This window comes from uncultured Shimia sp. (assembly GCF_947493595.1).
Classification (GTDB): domain Bacteria; phylum Pseudomonadota; class Alphaproteobacteria; order Rhodobacterales; family Rhodobacteraceae; genus Shimia.
Genome location: NZ_CANLRL010000003.1, coordinates 296598 through 313975 on the forward strand (window position 1 = coordinate 296598; position 17378 = coordinate 313975).

Annotated in this window: 13 protein-coding genes; 11 read left to right on the plus strand and 2 right to left on the minus strand. The window is 56.1% G+C overall.

What is annotated here, in order from left to right:
• The first annotated feature begins 61 nt into the window (after nt 1-61).
• From Q0955_RS10360 to Q0955_RS10375, 4 genes are all read left to right on the plus strand, one after another.
• Nucleotides 62-1708 carry a Na/Pi cotransporter family protein gene (locus tag Q0955_RS10360; RefSeq protein WP_299423979.1) on the plus strand — a complete coding sequence of 549 codons (1647 nt, stop codon included), beginning with the start codon at nt 62-64 and terminating at the stop codon, nt 1706-1708.
• 151 nt (nt 1709-1859) lie between these two features.
• On the plus strand, nt 1860-2354 hold the full coding sequence (locus tag Q0955_RS10365) for an ATP-binding protein (protein WP_299423981.1): 495 nt from the start codon (nt 1860-1862) through the stop codon (nt 2352-2354).
• Nucleotides 2355-2794: 440 nt separating this feature from the next.
• Entirely contained in the window at nt 2795-5074 is a 2280-nt protein-coding gene (locus Q0955_RS10370) for an ATP-binding protein (protein ID WP_299423984.1), read from the plus strand.
• Between the two features lie 164 nt (nt 5075-5238).
• Nucleotides 5239-7608: a Hint domain-containing protein gene (locus tag Q0955_RS10375; RefSeq protein ID WP_299423986.1), complete on the plus strand. Its 2370-nt coding sequence runs from the start codon at nt 5239-5241 to the stop codon at nt 7606-7608.
• Between the two features lie 70 nt (nt 7609-7678).
• On the opposite strand, the gene Q0955_RS10380 is transcribed toward Q0955_RS10375, so the two are convergent.
• Nucleotides 7679-9952 carry a calcium-binding protein gene (locus Q0955_RS10380; protein ID WP_299423989.1) on the minus strand — a complete coding sequence of 758 codons (2274 nt, stop codon included), beginning with the start codon at nt 9950-9952 and terminating at the stop codon, nt 7679-7681.
• 894 nt (nt 9953-10846) lie between these two features.
• Here Q0955_RS10380 and Q0955_RS10385 point away from each other — a divergent pair.
• From Q0955_RS10385 to Q0955_RS10400, 4 genes are all read left to right on the plus strand, one after another.
• Nucleotides 10847-11824: a CDP-glycerol glycerophosphotransferase family protein gene (locus Q0955_RS10385; protein WP_299423992.1), complete on the plus strand. Its 978-nt coding sequence runs from the start codon at nt 10847-10849 to the stop codon at nt 11822-11824.
• 504 nt (nt 11825-12328) lie between these two features.
• Complete coding sequence (locus Q0955_RS10390) at nt 12329-13192, plus strand: hypothetical protein (protein ID WP_299423994.1); 864 nt, start codon at nt 12329-12331, stop codon at nt 13190-13192.
• Nucleotides 13189-13845: a helix-turn-helix domain-containing protein gene (locus Q0955_RS10395; protein WP_299423997.1), complete on the plus strand. Its 657-nt coding sequence runs from the start codon at nt 13189-13191 to the stop codon at nt 13843-13845. The genes Q0955_RS10390 and Q0955_RS10395 overlap by 4 nt, the downstream gene beginning before the upstream one ends.
• Entirely contained in the window at nt 13842-14417 is a 576-nt protein-coding gene (locus Q0955_RS10400; RefSeq protein WP_299423999.1) for a PIN domain-containing protein, read from the plus strand. The genes Q0955_RS10395 and Q0955_RS10400 overlap by 4 nt, the downstream gene beginning before the upstream one ends.
• A 55-nt stretch (nt 14418-14472) precedes the next feature.
• Here the strand turns inward: Q0955_RS10400 and Q0955_RS10405 are convergent, their stop codons facing one another.
• Complete coding sequence (locus Q0955_RS10405) at nt 14473-15069, minus strand: DUF6088 family protein (RefSeq protein WP_299424002.1); 597 nt, start codon at nt 15067-15069, stop codon at nt 14473-14475.
• A gap of 244 nt (nt 15070-15313) precedes the next feature.
• Between Q0955_RS10405 and Q0955_RS10410 the strand changes: the two genes are divergently transcribed.
• From Q0955_RS10410 to Q0955_RS10420, 3 genes are all read left to right on the plus strand, one after another.
• The gene (locus tag Q0955_RS10410; RefSeq protein WP_299424004.1) at nt 15314-15568 is read left to right on the plus strand and encodes a helix-turn-helix transcriptional regulator; all 255 of its coding nucleotides are present in this window, start codon (nt 15314-15316) and stop codon (nt 15566-15568) included.
• A 267-nt stretch (nt 15569-15835) separates the two neighbouring features.
• Nucleotides 15836-16138, plus strand: coding sequence for a helix-turn-helix transcriptional regulator (locus tag Q0955_RS10415; RefSeq protein ID WP_299424007.1), 303 nt, complete (start codon nt 15836-15838; stop codon nt 16136-16138).
• Nucleotides 16131-17351, plus strand: a complete 1221-nt coding sequence (locus Q0955_RS10420) for a type II toxin-antitoxin system HipA family toxin (RefSeq protein WP_299424009.1) — start codon at nt 16131-16133, stop codon at nt 17349-17351. Before Q0955_RS10415 ends, Q0955_RS10420 begins: the two co-directional genes overlap by 8 nt.
• The last annotated feature ends 27 nt before the right edge of the window (nt 17352-17378 follow it).

Genomic DNA, 17378 nt, shown 5'->3' on the forward strand with positions numbered 1-17378 from the left:
ACAATACCCCGGCCGAGCGCAGGCCCGACCCAATAAGAAGAAGTGGACGAAGACACATATTATGCTCCTATTCCTGATTAACATTGCAGGTGCTGCGGCGCTTTTGATTTGGGCGGTGCGGTTGGTGCGCACTGGAATGGAGCGGGCCTTTGCGGTGCAACTCAGGCTGTGGTTGCGGCGGTCTTCAAAAAACCGAGGGCTCGCAGCAAGCGCGGGGCTGGTGGTGTCGATGCTGCTGCAAAGCTCGACCGCCGTGGCGATGTTGGTGTCCAACTTTGCCGCCAACGGTGCGGTGGCGGTCCCGGTTGGGTTGGCGATTATTCTTGGCGCTGATGTGGGCTCCGCATTGGTGGCGCAGGTGCTTTTGGTGCGGCAAACTTGGTTGATCCCCTTGTTATTGGTGATTGGCACCGGGTTGTTTCTGCGTGGGCAGCAGCGACGGGTGCGGCAGACAGGGCGTATCTTGATCGGTCTGGCACTGATCTTTGTGTCGCTGGATATGCTGCGGGCGGCGACGGCGCCGGTGATGGAAAGCGAAGCGGCGTTGCGGATGCTGTCCTATCTGGGGGCAGACCTGTTTGCAGCCTTTGTGATTGGGGCGATTTTTGCCTGGATGGTGCATTCCAGCGTGGCGGCAGTCTTGTTGTTTGTGACCCTGGTGGCGCAGGGCGCGTTGCCAACGGAAGCCGCAATGGCGATGGTGCTGGGGGCCAACCTTGGCGGGGCGATGATTGCCTATGTGCTGACCTTGGCCGCAGAACCGGAGGCCCGGCGGATTGTGGTGGCCAATCTGGCGCTGCGCGGCGGCGGGGCAGTGTTGGTGCTGTTGGGGCTGCGTTTTGTGGAGGTGGATTTGGCGTGGCTGGGCGGTTCGGCCGCGACACAAACCATCAACCTGCATCTGGTGTTCAACGCGGTGCTTTGTGTGCTGGCGCTGCCGTTTGTTGATTTGTTTGCCAAAATCGCAGGCCGGTTTGTGGCCGCGCCGGTGGCGGATGAAGCGGCGATTGCCTCCGCTCTGGACCCAAGTGCGCTGGATACGCCGGCGCGGGCGCTGGCCAATGCCTCTCGTGAGATGATGCGCATGGGCGAGCGGGTGGAAACCATGTTGATCGCGGGGCAGCGGCTGTTTGACACATGGAGTGATGCCAGTGCAGACGCCATCCGCGCCAATGATGCGGAAGTGCGCAAGACCCATCAGGAGATCAAGCTCTATCTGGCGGAATTGAACCGGCATGAGTTGGACAAGGCGACCGTAAAGGGCGCGATGGAACTGTCGTTGCTGGCCTCTAACCTTGAGGCGGCGTCAGATGTACTGGCGCGCAATTTGGTGGAATTGGCGCGGCGGATGGACCTGGAAGGGTTGAATTTCTCCAGCGCTGGGCGGCAGGAGATTTGTGATTTCCATGATCGCGTTTTGGCAAATGTGCAGCTGGCGTTGAGCGTGATGATGGCGGGGCAGCCGGATGACGCCCGTGAGTTGGTGGCGCAGAAAGAAAAGGTGCGCGGCGTGGAGCAGAAGCTGCAGCGCAAGCATCTGAAACGTCTGCATGAGGGGCTGTCCGAAAGCATCGAGACCAGCAATATTCATCAGGAAACGCTGCGGGTTCTGAAGCAGGTGAACACGTCCTTTGCTATGGTGGGTTACCCCATTTTGGCAGAGACCGGTGATTTGCTGTCGAGCCGCCTGTCACCCGCTGAGGGGTGAGCGCCAAAAGGCTGGACAGGGACCGCCCGACTTTTTAAGCAGGGGCATGGAATTTTGGGTATTCAAAACGAAGAGCATTAGCTGCCCGGTCTGATTGGTCGGGCCGGGATAGTGTGTCGTTTTCCAATTCCATTTTGACAGGGGAGATCCCATGTCTAAGTCTTCCTTAAAATATCACCTTGTGTGCGGCTATGCCGCTTCAGGGAAATCCACGTTAGCAAAACAGCTGGCGCAGGCGCATGGCGCGGTTGTGTTGTCTGAAGACCAATTGCTCGCCGCCCTTTATGCGGACGAGTTGCAGGGGCTGTCAGACTATCTGCGATCCACCAGGCGCTTGCGCGCAGCGATTGGGCCACATGTGGTGGCCTTGTTACAGGCGGGCCAAGCCGTGGTGATGGATTTTGCCGCCAATACAGTGGAGGCGCGGCGGTGGCTGATCGGGCTTGCGCGGCAAGCTGAGGTGCCCGTCACGTTGCATCACCTGACTGTTTCAAAGCAGCTCTGTTGGCAGCGTGCTTTGGCGCGTAATCAAACAGGCCAACATGAATTTCAGCTGTCTCAAGCCCAATTTGAGCAATTGGCCGCACATTTTGAGCCCCCGGATGCGGCGGAAGGGTTTGCTTTGGTGCGGCACCAAAATGGATAGCTTCAAGGGCGGCGGCGCGACGTCACAGGGTTTCTGAAACTGTTGCGAGAAGAAAAACGCTGGTCCATAGTCCGCGCGACAGCGCCTAGAATGGGCGAAATGAGAGTCGCAATCGTGTTTTTTGGCTGCGTTTTGAGAGGGTTCAAGGCGCCTGCAGCTTGCGTGTTTGTAAGGTGCCAGGTGAGTCGCCAAGGAAGCGCCAACAAGAAAAAGACAAAAAAAGGGGAGAGGTTAGGGACACATTGTCTCCGGTCGCACAGCGGTCAGATTGGTTTTAGTTTCGGTATTGCCCAAGTGGGGCGCCCTAAAAACAAGGCGTTCCTTGCGGCGGTGTGATCCGCGCGTTCATGACTTAGATGGAAATGCGGTGCGTCAGCGAATGTTAACCATTTGGAGGCTTTACTCTCACGCGAAAGCGGAGCCGTAGCCTGAACATCCACATGAAAGACACTTCCACCGTATTTAGCCCGATTGCGAGGCCCTCGGCGCAGGAGTCCGACCTGCGCACGCGGCGCAAGCTGTTGCTGTCTTATGCGGATGAGCGCGTCAGTCGGCTGTCAGTCCGACTGGTGCTCTACACGCTGGGCTGTTCAATTGGCTACTACGCGGTGGATTTTATTCCTGCGCTGCTCAGCTACATCATTCTGCTGACAGGCGATGCGGTGGACTGTCTGGTCTTGCGGACCATTGTGCGACGCCAAGCTCTGGTTGGCAGCCTGAAGCGGGGACAGCGTTGGGCCACGATCACCAGTGCCTTGCAAGGCATAAGTGTGGTGGCCGGGGTGTCCGTCTACTATTTTAAACTCGGAGATGACGCCAATATTCTGTTTGTGATTGGAGCGTTGGGATTAGGGGCCGTGAATGCGGCCATTGTTCTACCCAAGAACCCGCAAGCGGCGTTTACGCGACTGACTTTCTATATATTGGCGCCCTTCTTATATGTGGGGCTGCAGGCGCTTTGGGCAAACAGCTGGACGCCCTTTGTCATGATGGATGTGGCGGGCACCATGTTGGTGTTCTGTATGCTGTATATGTTTTTGGCTTTCACCAAATCGGGGTTGAACAATTTCCGGATCACGCAGGATCTGGAACGTCAAAAAGCCGAGATGAAGGCCATGTATGCGCGGATGGACCGCCATCAAACAGAGTTACAGCAACTGTCTCTGGTGGCGCGGCATGCCAATGACAGTGTGATCATCACTGACCGAGAGCGGCGGATCGTCTGGGTCAACGATGCATTCACGCGCGTGACCGGGTTTTCCTTCGCAGAGGCAAAAGGCAACATCATTGTCGACTTGCTGACGGGCATGGATCAGGCGCTGAAAGCGATCAACACAATTGATTTGGCGGTGGAGGCGGGGCAGCCGTTTCGCGGCGAGGTGCAGAATGTCACTCGGGACGGACGCCGGATTTGGTTGGACGTGAACCTGTTTCCAATTGCCGATGCCGAGGGTGAACCTGAGTTTTTTGTGTCTATTGAGCGGGATGTGACGGAGTCGCGCAAACTGGCAGAACAAATGGGCAAAGCACGGCAAGCGGCGGAAGAGGGCGCGCGGGCCAAAGCAGAGTTTCTGGCCAATATGAGCCACGAAATTCGAACGCCGCTGACCGGTGTGATTGGCATGGCTGATCTGTTGTCAGAAACCGATCTGGACGCGGATCAGGGGCGGTATACAGACACTATCCGCGGGTCGTCTCAGGCGCTGATGGCGATCATCAATGATATTTTGGACCTGTCCAAACTGGACGCAGGCCGGATGGAGCTACATCCGGTCAGTTTTGCGCCGCGCGCCTGTATCCAGGAGACGCTGGACCTGTTGACGCCGGCGGCGCGCAGCAAGGGGCTGGAATTGAGTTGTCACGTGGACGATGCGGCACCGGAGTTCATCAAGGCCGACGACGGGCGCTTGCGGCAGGTGGTGACCAATATCGTTGGGAACGCGATCAAGTTCACCGAGGAAGGTGGGGTGTATCTGACGCTGAGCCATGAGGTGGATGAGACAGGCAACCGGCTGATTTGTGAGGTGGCGGACACGGGGATTGGTATCTCCGAGGAGAACCAAGCGCATATTTTTGATCACTTCACTCAAGCCGAGGCGGCGACCACCCGCAAGTTTGGTGGGACGGGGCTTGGGTTGTCGATTTCCAAACATATTCTGGATGTGATGGGCGGGGCGATTTCCGTAACTTCTGTAGAAGGGGAAGGCGCGACGTTCCGTATGGTGTTTCCCTATGAAGAGGCTGAAGCCTCTCTGGAGGCACCGGGACAGTCCAGTGCCGAAACTCCCACAGCCTTGGTCCCTGGCCTGCGGGTGCTTGTGGCGGAAGACAACAAGACCAATCGCTTCCTGTTGAAGAAATACATGGCGGAACAACCCATTGAGCTGGCCTTTGCCAAAGACGGGGTTGAGGCGGTGGAGCAAGTGCAGAGTTTTGAGCCGGATCTGGTGTTTATGGACATGTCGATGCCGCGCATGAGCGGGATTGAGGCAACGCAAGAAATTCGCGGCCTGAACATTGTGCAGCCGTCCATTGTGGCGCTGACCGCACATGCTTTTGATGAGGAGATGCAGGCCTGCCTGGATGCGGGCATGGATGACTTCCTGACCAAACCCATTCGCAAGGCCGCATTGCTTGAGTGGATGGTGCGTTTTCAGGTGCAGCTTCTAGATGAGGCGGCCGCTGAGCTGGTGGTTCCTCCGATTGAAGGGGCTGCCTAACGCCAATGGCGACCTTTAAAATAAGGGGTTCAACCTTAGGTCGGCGCCATCAAAAATCTTCCAAAAATTGAATTTGTTTTGCCCAAAACCGCACCGAATTTCTTGCCGGTGAATTAACGGGAAGCCTCTAGATCGAGAATCAAACAAGATTCTGGAGCCCGGTTATGGCCACAACTTTTGATGTTTTTTACCTTGGCGTCTTTGCGGACCTCGATCCTGTCGAGGGCAATTATTCTGCCGAAAATGCCGAGAGCTTGGTTGGCTCCACTATTGGAGCGGCCGAAGCTCCGTTGTCTGGAAATCTGGTCACGATGAACCAGTACAACTCAGACTATGGGGAATATTACATTAATAACGCTGAAGGTAATGACCAATTTCAGATTGATGGCAGCGCGGCGCTGACCTTTGACAGCTTGGTCGAGTACAGCGCAACCATCACATACACGGATGGCACCACGGCGAATATTACAGCTGTGGTTTTCCAGTCCACAGATGGGCAGACTTTCCTTGCGCCAGAATACGAAGCCAATGCCGATCAGGACGCGCTTGAGGCCAAAGCGATTCAGTCGCTAACTCTGAACAGCGTCGTCACGGCTGGCGACGACATGTACAGCAGCCGTATGGATGGCGACTATGTTGTCGAAGATGGCGTTGTGGGCGGCACGGAGACCGGAGACGACGTGTCTGCAGGTTATACAGACTCTGACGGCGATCAGGTCACCGATGGTGCCGACAGTATCAGTGCCGCAGGTGGAGATGACACGATCTACGCTGGTGACGGGGACGACACGATTGATGCCGGCACTGGCAATGACGCGGTCTGGGCCGAAGAGGGCCACGATTCCGTGCTTGGGGGCGACGGTCTCGACACGCTCTATGGGATGTCTGGAGATGACACGATCAGCGCAGGCGATGGCCAAGACGTTGTCTATGGCGGCTTAGGCGCAGACGCCATTGAAGGCGGGGCTGGTGCTGACTTTCTCTCCGGTGGCGGCGACAATGACACGATTTTTGGGGACTCCGACAGTAATCCATCCGAAGATTGGCAGATCCATTCAAGCTGGAATGCGTACTACCTTGGCACAGCTGGGGACATGGATGGGGATGAGAGCGCTGGTTACACCAATAACGCGGCGAACATACTTGGCAGCTACGGCGAGGCTGACGATCCTTTGTCCGGCCATGTTGTGCGCGTGGATATCAATGACCTCGACGGGGATGGCGGCGTTGATGAAAATGACGAGATGGCTGTCGGCGCCACCTCGGAGATGTCGATTGATGGTGCGCAGCAGGTCATGGATTCCAATGCCGGATACCATGCGACTGTAACGTTTGAGGATGGATCCACGGGGACATTTACAGCGGTTGTCTTCCAAACGGTGGACGGGAACTTCTACCTCGCGCCTGAGTACAGCAACAACGCCGATATGGAGTTGTTGTCGAGCAAACCGATTCAGTCAATCTCGCTGGACAGTGTCTATACGGACGACAACTATCTGGTGGCGGAACGCTGGGACGAAATTGACCCAGAAGCGGGCGGGGACGACACCATTTACGCCGGTGAAGGCGACGATGTTGCTTACGGCGAAGCCGGGAATGACACGATTTTTGGTGAATCCGGGAACGACACGCTGGATGGCGGAGTTGGCGATGACAAGCTGCTGGGCGGGACCGGAGATGATGTGTTTGTCGTCAGTGGCGGCAATGACACCATCGGCGATTTCAACACTGGTAATACCGGCGCGCTCAACGATGGGGACAGCAGCAACAATGATTTTGTTGATCTGAGCGGGCATTACGATTCCATGCATGAGCTGCATGCGGATATGGCCGATGATGGCCTTCTCAATCAGTCCAACTCGCTGGATGCCAAAGGCAACGCGGTCGACTATTCCGACAACACGCAGTTTGGCGATGGCAGTCTGAGTTTCACCGGAAATGTGCAGCTGACAGCGGACAACACCGGTGTGGTGTGCTTCACCACCGGCACGATGATCCTGACGCCGCAGGGGGAGCGGCCGATCGATAGCCTGAAGCCGGGCGACATGGTCACCACGATGGACAACGGGCCGCAGCCGATTGTGTGGATTGGCAGCACGTCCCTGTCGAGCCATCAGCTGCGCGCGCAGCCGAAGTTGCGGCCAATCCATATCAATGCCGGTGTCCTTGGCGCGGATCGACCATTGTTGGTGTCGCCGCAGCATGGTGTGCTTTTGCCGGGCAGTGACATTCTGGTGCGGGCGACCCATTTGCATCGCTTTATCAGTGGCACGCGGGTGGCGCTGGGCAAACAAGAGGTGACCTACTTCCACATGATGTTTGAGCGCCATCAGATTGTGTTTTCCAACGGCAGCCCCAGCGAGAGCCTTTATCCGGGGCCAATGGCCTTGCAGGCGATGAACGCGGAGGCGCGGGCCGAAATCGACACGCTGTTCCCCGGCGTGTTGGGCGTGTCCGTGCGGGACAAGGTGGCGCAGCTTTATGGCGAGACCGTCCGCGAAGTGGTGCGCAAGCCGGGGCGCGACGTGGCTTGATCTGAAGCAGACGCAAAACGGGCGGCCTTGGAAAAGGCCGCCCGTTTTGGTTTCGCGCTACAGAAAGCGCCTACAACTGAATGAAGTCATCGTTGCCAATGAGCGAATAGTAGATGTCCTCAAAGGTCAGCACCTGGCCATTGTCAAAGCGGACTTCGACGGTGAAGTAGCCAAGTCTCCAAATCGTGGCATAGTTGCCATCGCCGTCGAGGTCGCGGAAGCCATCCGCCTCGACCTTGTCTATGCCGTTTTCGAAGTCAGTGATGGTGTCGTTGCCATCGCCCACGTTAAAGTGGAACACATCGGCGCCGGACCCACCATAAAGATTGTCGTTGTTAGAACCACCGTCGATGAAATCATCACCGCTGTCTCCGCGAAGCGTGTCGTTACCGCTGCCGCCAAACAGGCGATCCTTGCCGCTGCCGCCGTAAAGGTTGTCGCCCGAGGTGCCGCCATAAAGGGTGTCGTTGCCTGAGCCGCCATAGAGCCGGTCGTTGCCGCTGCCGCCGTCGAGCCGGTCGTTGCCGGAGCCGCCGTCGAGTTTGTCGCTCCCGCTGCGGCCATAGAGCCGGTCGTTACCGCCATAGCTTTTCAGAGTGTTGGACCCGTCGGTGCCGTACATTGTGTCAGACCCGGTGCGTGACCCAGAAGCGCCTTCGAAGTTGCGGATTGTGTCGTTTTCGCCCCAAGATCCGGAAACGGTGTTGGCCCGCAGGTCGATGTTGATGCCATTTTTGCTGTCGTAGTAGCTGATGTAGTCCGTTCCGGAGCCGCCATCGAAGCTTTCTTTGCCGCCGCCAACTTTCACATAGTCATTGCCAGAGCCCAGGTCGACGGTGTCGTTGCCGCCCCCCGCATAGACTTTGTCGTTGCCGCCGCCGGAAAAAATCTTGTCATTGCCACCGTAGGTTTTGATCTTGTTGGCGCCTGAGTTGCCATAAATGGAGTCATGCCCGGTTTTGGAGCCGGAGACGTTTTCAAAACCGCTGATCACATCGTTGTTGGCCCAGGAGCCGGACACCGCATTGGTTGACAGATTCACGGTCACGCCGTTGGCGCTGTCGTAGTAGCTGAGATAGTCGATGCCATTGCCGCCGTGGAATTCTTCTTTGCCGCCTCCGGCTTTGACATAATCGTTGCCGTCGCCGAGGTAGACTTTGTCGGCGCCTTTGCCGGCGTAGACTTTGTCATTGCCGCCATAGGTCTTGATGGTGTTGGCGCCGGAGGTGCCATAGATGCGGTCATCACCGGTACGGGAGCCAGACACGCTTTCAAAGCCGCTGATGGTGTCGTTGGCAGCCCAGGAGCCAGACACCTCATTGGTGGCGAGGTTGATCGTCACCCCGTTCTTACTGTCGTAGTAGCTGATGTAGTCTTTGCCTGCGCCACCGTGGAATTCTTCGCGGCCGCCGCCAACGCGGACGTAGTCATTGCCGTCCCCAAGATGCACAACGTCGTTGCCTTTGCGAGCGTAGACCTTGTCGTTGCCGCCGGCGGCATGAATGACATCGGCTTGGCTGGTACCGTTAATGGTTTGGTTGGTGTCGTCGCCAAAGATTTCGCCCGCGGCGGTCACCATCGCGGTGTAAGAGCCGAGGTGGGTCAGATTCAACTCGTCTTCGCCATATCCCCACCGATGTTCCACAGACACGTAGTAGGTCGCGGTCTCGGAGATGGTGAGTTCAATCCTGTTCAATGAGGAGGCGCTGGTGCGGGCAATGACATTGCCGTCTGCGTCCAGAATCGACAAGGGGATGTAGTCCAGGCCGTCACCGTCGCCAGGCGTCACATCGATGGAGTAAGTCTCGCCGGCGGTCAGGGTCACGGCAAACATGTCGACATCGTAGCGATAGTCGATGCTGCCAGAGAACTCGGTGCCCACTTCAGTGGCGGTTGCCTCGGCAATTGTCCCGCCAAGGTCGTCAAAGATCTCATTCACAGTGAAGGTGTAGTCGACCGGTTCGTTGATCGACCAAGAGAAGTGCCGTGCGCTGATGTAATATGTGTCTGTGACATCTGCCAGCAGGGGAATATTTGCCCCTTCTGTCTCATACCACTCTTCTCGGGTATAGGTGTCGGTGTCCGCGTTGTAGCTGTAGCGGTACAGGTCGGTCTTAAAGGTGTAGTAGTTCAGGATCGTGTGGCCGGAATCATCCGTATAGTCAAAGCTGAATTCATAGATCTTGCCAGCTTCCAAGGTGACGGCAAACATATCGGAATCACGTTCTTCAAACGTGCTGGTGACGGTTTCGCCGATATCAATTGCCTGCGCAGTCGCCGGGGTGTTGCCAATGTCCGGAGCGGGCGCGTTCAGGGGGGCGGCCGAAATATTTTCAAGAGTCATGGGGAGCCTGGATCAGTTACGTTCTTTAAAAGTGTTTTCGCGCGCCGTTCTAGCGGGCTTCTTGGCGGCGGAGAGTTTGCGCCGCACCAATCACCCGCAAGATGATCTCTGCGGTCGCTGATTACAAGGTTAATAGATGGTTAACGGAGCGGCAAAAAAGGGAAATGTGGCGAAATACCGCGCGTTGAGGTCTTGAAAACGGGTGTGCTTGTTGTGGGAGCCTTGTTTTCGCGTGGCCAGGGAGGCGCTGTGCTGAGATTCGTTTCTTGAGGACGCGGAAGGGCCTTGCCGTTTGCTGCTCTCAATAGGCGATTCTATGCGGTTTGTCGGATGGCCGGGATATGGAAGTTTGCCAATCGGGTTGACGTATGGGGTTTGCTCATACATCCATAGCGCGAATTAAGCTCGCTTTCAAATACGGGCACCCATTTTTTATATACAGTGATTGGCGTTACGATGAAGATTTGCAGTGATCCAAAGACTATTGAAACACTGCTCTCGTTTTATGAGGGCGACTTACGGGAGGCCTTAAAAAGCGATCTTTCCGCTTTGGCTGTACAGGAAATCCCAGCCAAAAAGAGCGCGGCCGCCAGTCTTCTGAATATGTATCTCTTTGGACCAGAAGTTGCTTATGTATGGGGCGGTGTGCTTGCCTTTTCTCAGTTGGATATTTATCGGCCCTATATCGCGCATTCTCGGCGAAAAAGCGTTATTATTTGCAAAGGTTTAAAGGGACGGGTTATCAGCAAGTTTGCCCCCAAAGGGGTGCCGGTTTTCCATTTCGAAGACGGCTTTACACCCCATCAGTATATGGCGGCTTGTGAGCATTTACACACCGCAATTTACGCAACAAACAAGGTTGATAACGTCAAATACCTACGTGAGAATCCTCGGATGGTGCACATTCTTGGCTTGCACGGAGATTCGGATAAGCCGTCCTCTGTCACGCGATTGAGCTCGATGTATGATTATGTGCTGGCGGCGGATGCCAACGCCACCAATCGGGTGTTGAATTCCAAGCTTCAAATTCAAGCAGACCGGGTTCTGGTTGTTGGTGGATCGCCAATTGAAGGCGTCGAGACAATAAAAGCGCGCCGACCGATCAAGAACATTCTCTACGCGCCAACTTGGGAAGGGTATCAAAACCTCGGCAATTTCAGCTCGCTGAAATCCGTGGCACCGTTGATGCAAGACTATAGTGCAACAGGAAACGTTTTGCGCTTTCGCCCACATCCCGGCACCGGGGCGCACGACAAGCAGTACAAAGTTATCGCAAAAGAGTTGAAGCAGGTTGCCAAGACCAAAGGAAAGGTTGCGGATTTCAACTGGTCGGATGTGCTGATTGCTGACGTCTCCGGTGTGATCTCCGAATATGTTTACTCCCGCAAGCCTGTTGTGGTGCCAGTGGATTTGGAAAACCCAAAAATTCTGGAATACATCAATAAGACCAGTATTCCGGACTATTGTTATCTTTGGGATTTCCGTAGCGTGCCTTTGGCTGAATTCTTGGATAGTATTTCGGCGGATCCTTTGTGGGAAAAGCGGATGGAAAAGCGTGAAAACGCGTATTTCGGTGCCGAAACGCAAGCAGATGTGGCCAACCTTTTTGAGCAGAAGCTCGATCTGTGTGAATCGATCTGGAAAAATCGACTGATGCAAAAAGGGTATCAGCCTTGGATGGGCCGGTCGGAGGCAGACCGAATTCGGTTGCCTGAGGACGGTGCGTTGGCGGAATTGGTGAAATCGGTGATGGCAGGCGAAACAATGCTGGAGTTGCGCGAGCGGCGGCTTGTGCGCAAGGGCGGCATTCGCAAGCGCTCCGCGGCCGCTTTGACCCGTTTGGGCAAACGTGTGTCCAAGGTGCTGAGCTAAGCCCGAGAGGTGGTTCGGCCATACATGCCGCGGGCGAGGCCCGAGAAAGATGTGCGCGGGTAACGGCGTTGGTGATGTGACAGCGAAACTGGCGCCGGGCTGTGTCGCGCAGATTTGCTTATGAACTGAGGTCTTTCAGCCTCGGACGCCGCCTGTGCGCCCATCAAGGCAAGGGGGTACATGCCAAAATGCAATCGGAAGCGCAATAGATACAGCGAAGTGGAGGCGAGTACCGGAATCGAACCGGTGTACACGGATTTGCAATCCGGAAAATTTCGTTGATTTTAAAGGGGAAAATTGTAAACGGACTTGTTTCGTTCAGGGTCACTTTTCAAGAGGTTACGAGGCCCAAGTAAACGGTTTTTCACCGGCTTTTCCTCTGGTGAAAAGGCAAAGAAAAACCGCTGAGGGGGCGGCCACCCACCTCAACGGCATAGAAGAATATTTCCATCTCCAAACATATGGCATTTCCGGTCTGACCTCAACCCAATTGGCGGTGAGATCATGAGCTGGCGCATCGCGAACGAATGCGCCGAGCGCCGCTTTGGCAGTGCTGCGCGCAAGCAGATCATCATGTTCTTGGCCGACAAGGCGAGCGATGACGGCTCTGGGATCTGGTGCTCCAAGGGGACGATCCAGCGTCACACCGAGCTTAGTGAGAGCACGGTGAAGCGCACCATCATCGACTTCCTGCGTGAAGGCATTCTGATGGAGACTGGGCGTCGACACTGCAAGAACGGCTACACCGTCATCTACCGCATCGTTCTGGAGCGCGTGGCCGCGCTCGAACCCACGGCCGAGCCCGAGATTGAGACGGGGGTCACTGTGAACCCCGTCCAGCCTGAACCCGGTACGGGGTCCACGGTGAACGGGGTACGGGGTTCACGGTGGACCCCAAACCATCCTAAAACCATCCATAAACCACCTACGCGCAGGCGCGAGGCGGCGGAGGAGGTTGAAGATCTTGAAGCTGAGAAGATCTTGGCGGCCTATCCAGAGGACAGGATCCGAGACCGGCGGACCAGTCTGCGCTTGATCGCAGCAGCTGTGAAGGCCGGAGTGGAGCCCGATGACCTGAAGCAGGCGGTCAAAGCCTATGCCAAGGAAAGCGAGGGCTACACGCGCAGCAAGGTCTGTTTCTCGGACAACTGGTTCAAGATGCGCCGATGGGAAAAGGGGCTTGCCCAGATACAGGCGGACCGCGAGAAGGCACGAGAGGCCGAAGCCAAGGGGCGTGCCAGCCTCGCCGAGTGGATCCACGAGCGCCACCCCCTCTGCCGCCACATCACCAACCGGCAGATCGAGGACTTGATTGCATCAAGGCTGGTGACGCCTGAGCAGGTTCGCGCTGCGGGACTGCAGGCGTGAGTGAAGAGATGATCGCAGGCGATGCGGTTTGGCTCGGAATTCGAGCTCGTCCCGTGGCGAGAGGCTTAACCAACCTCGGAAGATTTTCATTTTGTGAACGAACTGTTGGTTGCATTTACGTTTATTTCGTTTATTTTGAATATTGCGAATGGGGCGCAAGATCCCGTCGTGTGAAAAGGAGAGAACTCGTGATGATGCAAGCAAAAGAAGCGTTCGCAGAACGTTTGCCGGATCAGGTCGAAATTGAAAATGCTGACAGTCTTCGCCGCATCCTTGCCTCGCAAGTGAACGGTGATGAGGCAGTGGAGCTACGTCTGGCTCTTGGCGGAAAGCAGATCGAACCAGTGACGCTGGCCCCAGCCCTCGCGGCATCCTTGATGGAGTTGTTGCGGTTGGTTTCAAGCGGCAGAGGGTTCCGGATGATCCCTGTGGATGCAGAGCTGACGACCCAGCAAGCGGCCGATTTGTTGAATGTGTCGCGCCCACACCTGGTGAAGCTTCTAGAAGATGGGGAAATCGCTTTCTTCAAGACAGGTCGGCATCGCCGTGTGAAAGCAGCAGATCTGTTTGAATACAAAAAGAAACGCGACACTGATCGCTCTGACGCACTGTCTGACCTCGCGGCAATGGACATGGAGAACGATCTTTTATGAGTGACTATGCCGACCGTTTCACGGCGCTGATTGACGCAAATGTCCTGGCGTGCGCAATGCGCAGAAACATAATCTTGTCGTTGGCCGAGGCCGGTTTTTTCCGGCCCCGGTGGAGCGATAGAATTATGGATGAAACTGCCGGTGCAATCGCTAAGATCACGAAGGGGGGCGCTGACACAATCAAGCAGAGTTCCGCTATGGAGCGCGCTTTCCCTGAGGCATGCGTTACTGGGTATGCTGGGCTTGAAGCGGGTCTGGAGTTGCCCGATCCTGATGACCGGCATGTTCTTGCTGCGGCGATCACAACATCCGCTCAGGTAATTGTCACGGAAAACCTTAAGGATTTCCCAAGCGAAGCACTCGCGCCTTTTGACATCGATGCAATCTCGGCCGACGAGTTTATTTCTGATGCCATCGAACTTGACCCACTCGCGGCTGTGGTTGCGCTGCGGAGAATGCGTGAGCGGTTCAAAAATCCTGATATGGATGCCGAAGCATTATTACAGCGGATCAAGGCTCGAAAACTATTTCAAACCGCTGAAATTTTGCACCAATTCGTAGAACTTCTGTAGCCTGAATAGCCGAGTCGTTCGCACAGAAGATGGCCCCAAGCGAACACGTTGATATCTATCTACGCTCTAAGATCTGTTGCACGACGGGGTGCATCCATGCAGGGACGTGCCTGCTTTGCTTTGCCAAGAGCTTCCGATCATTGTCGTCCAGTGCGCGTGCAAGCCGGTCGACGATTTGACTATCCACACGGTCCTTGCCGACATAACGCAGTGCCTGGAAGACAACCCCGGTTTTATGGCCTGCGCCGACGAGCGTCTTGGAGGACGCGTTCCGGAATTGGATGACTTGCCGTCCAACTTTTTTGGTGCGGGTCGGGCCGTCGGTCATATAGGTCGGCTTGGAGGGTACCTGCGTGGAAAGGCCTAATTGATTGGCAGCCATCGAAGGAGAAGGTTGCAAGATCTGACCATCCTTTCGAGCAATAGCCTTTGCTATGTCTTCGCCGGAAGGCGACAGAAATCCGAAGCGCGGGCTCTTCTTCGGGTAGTCATACAGCCCCCGCATCAGTCGCCGGATCACACCCTGATTTGTAAGGCGTGATAGGGCCTGATCCACGCTTGCGCGGGATCCTATGTCGAGAAAATCGCTCGGTGCATAGATTGCGCCGCGATCTCTTCCGATGATGCGTTGCTTGATGTTTGACGTAATCATGCTCGAACTCCTTGTCAGAAAAAATGGTATGTTTTTCTGAAAGTCAATGGACCATAAAGTAACCCATGGGTAGGTGCGACTGGCATAGGGCTAAGAGAAGCGCTGGTGGGAAATTTACGCTGCAGCGCAAAATTTGGAAAATTACGCCGCAGCGTAAGTTGTCGCGGACTAGACTGCCGCTCCTATGATCTTTAGATCATACAGAGGCATTATGATCTAAAGATCATAGGAGCAGGAGGCAGGCTTGCAGAATTTCGTTCGAATTCCCAGAGATCTTGGGCATGCGGTCCGTCAGGCTCGTCGAGAGAAGAACTGGACGCAGTCCGATCTCGCCACGCGCAGCGGTGTTTGGCAAGAAACGATATCGAAAGTTGAGGCCGGGCGGGGTGGCACAAAACTCGACACGATCCTGGCGCTGCTGGCAGCCCTCGACCTAGAGCTATTGGTCAGAACACGCAGTAAGGGCTCTGCATCTGATTTTGACTACATATTCGACTGAAGTTCCGCGGTGAAGGAGTGACAGCTCTGAAAGCGCAGCGGTTTTTTGTTCTCAGCTCTTGTGACGCAGGATGGTGAGCCCGCAGGTGCAATTGGGTGACCGGGCAGTGTTTCGTAATGGTAACCTTAATGAACTCAATGTTTCCCTGAGATAACTTAAGGTGTGACTGGAGTGGCGGCGTTGGGTTATGGAGCTAGGCGGCGAAATTGACATTAATGTTGTACCAGAGTAACATTTAGGCGCTTAGTGTCGCTTGGAGGTATCATTATGGCAGTTTCGATCAAAATGCCCAGGGCGGCGCGTAAGGAGCTCGCGGCACTTGGCGAAAACATTCGCGTTGCACGACTGCGCCGCAAGTTAACCGCTGAGATTGTTGCGCAGCGCGCTGGCACAACGCGGCAGACCATCGCCAAGATCGAAAGCGGGAACCCTGCAGTCAAGATCGGCACTTACGTGGCAGTACTGCAGGCGCTCGGCCTCTTGAAAGGTTGGGGGGATATCGACGATCCGGTTGGCGAGCAGATGGCCCTGGATGACCTGCCGCAGCGCGCGAGACTGAAAAATGGTTGAGGTCTGGATCGATTGGAAGGGATTAAAACGGGTTGGCACGCTCCACCGCACAGCGGGGCGCGGCCGAGAGCGGGTATCCTTTACCTATCATGACGATTGGCTTGGCGACGAAAATGCCTTCGGGCTTTCGCCGGACATGCCTCTCGTCAGAGGGCAATTCGTGCCGGAAGCGGGGCAGGATATGCTTGCGCCACTCGGGGATTCTGCCCCCGACACCTGGGGCAGAACGGTGATGCGGCGCTATGAGGGGCGCATGGCAGAGGCCGAAGGGCGACGTCCGAGAGTGCTGCAAGAAACCGACTACCTGCTTGGGGTGAATGATGAGACCCGTTTGGGTGCGCTGCGTTTCAAGGTTGAAGGAGGGTTTCAAGCCCGCGAGGGCATTGGCGTGCCTGCGCTCGTGAGCCTCGGGGGTCTGCTGAATGCCTCGCAACGCGTCCTTCGCGGGGAAGAGTCCGCTGAGGACCTTCAAATGCTGTTTGCACCGGGGAGCTCGCTAGGAGGCGCTCGGCCGAAGGCCAGCATCCTTGACCAGCACGGCCGCCTGTCTGTTGCGAAGTTCCCGAAAGAGACGGACACTTATTGCATGGAACGCTGGGAAGCCATTGCACTGGAATTGGCAAGACGCGCTGGAATTACGGTCTCGGATCACACGCTTGAGATGGCGGGCGGCAAACCGGTTTTCTTGTCCCATCGGTTTGACCGGAACGATGACGGCAGGATCCCGTTCATCTCAGCCATGGCGATGCTGGGCGGCAAAGATGGCGAAAGCTACAGCTATTTGGACCTGGCAGATATTATCACATCGGAAAGCGTCACGCCCGACCAAGATCGCGAGGAGCTCTACCGGCGGGTTGCCTTTTCCATTCTCGTGACGAACCTCGATGACCACATGCGCAACCACGGATTTCTGCGTGGACTTGGCGGATGGCACCTCTCACCAGCCTACGACATCAACCCCGTGCCGAACCAGCCGCGTGTGCTCAAGAGCTATGTCGACGATGACAACCCGGATGCCAGTATCGCCCTGCACCGCGCGCAACATGAATCCTATCTTCTCGAACGCGGCGAGGCAGATCGCATCATTGCAGAGGTAGCCGAAGCTACTACGGCTTGGCGTGACGTTGCGCGTGCCCTGGGGGCTCCGGAGCGCGAGATCAGGGAGATGGCAACAGCCTTCGAGCACGAGGAAGCAGATCTGGCGCACGCGTGAACTGGGGCCGCTGTTGAATTGGATTGA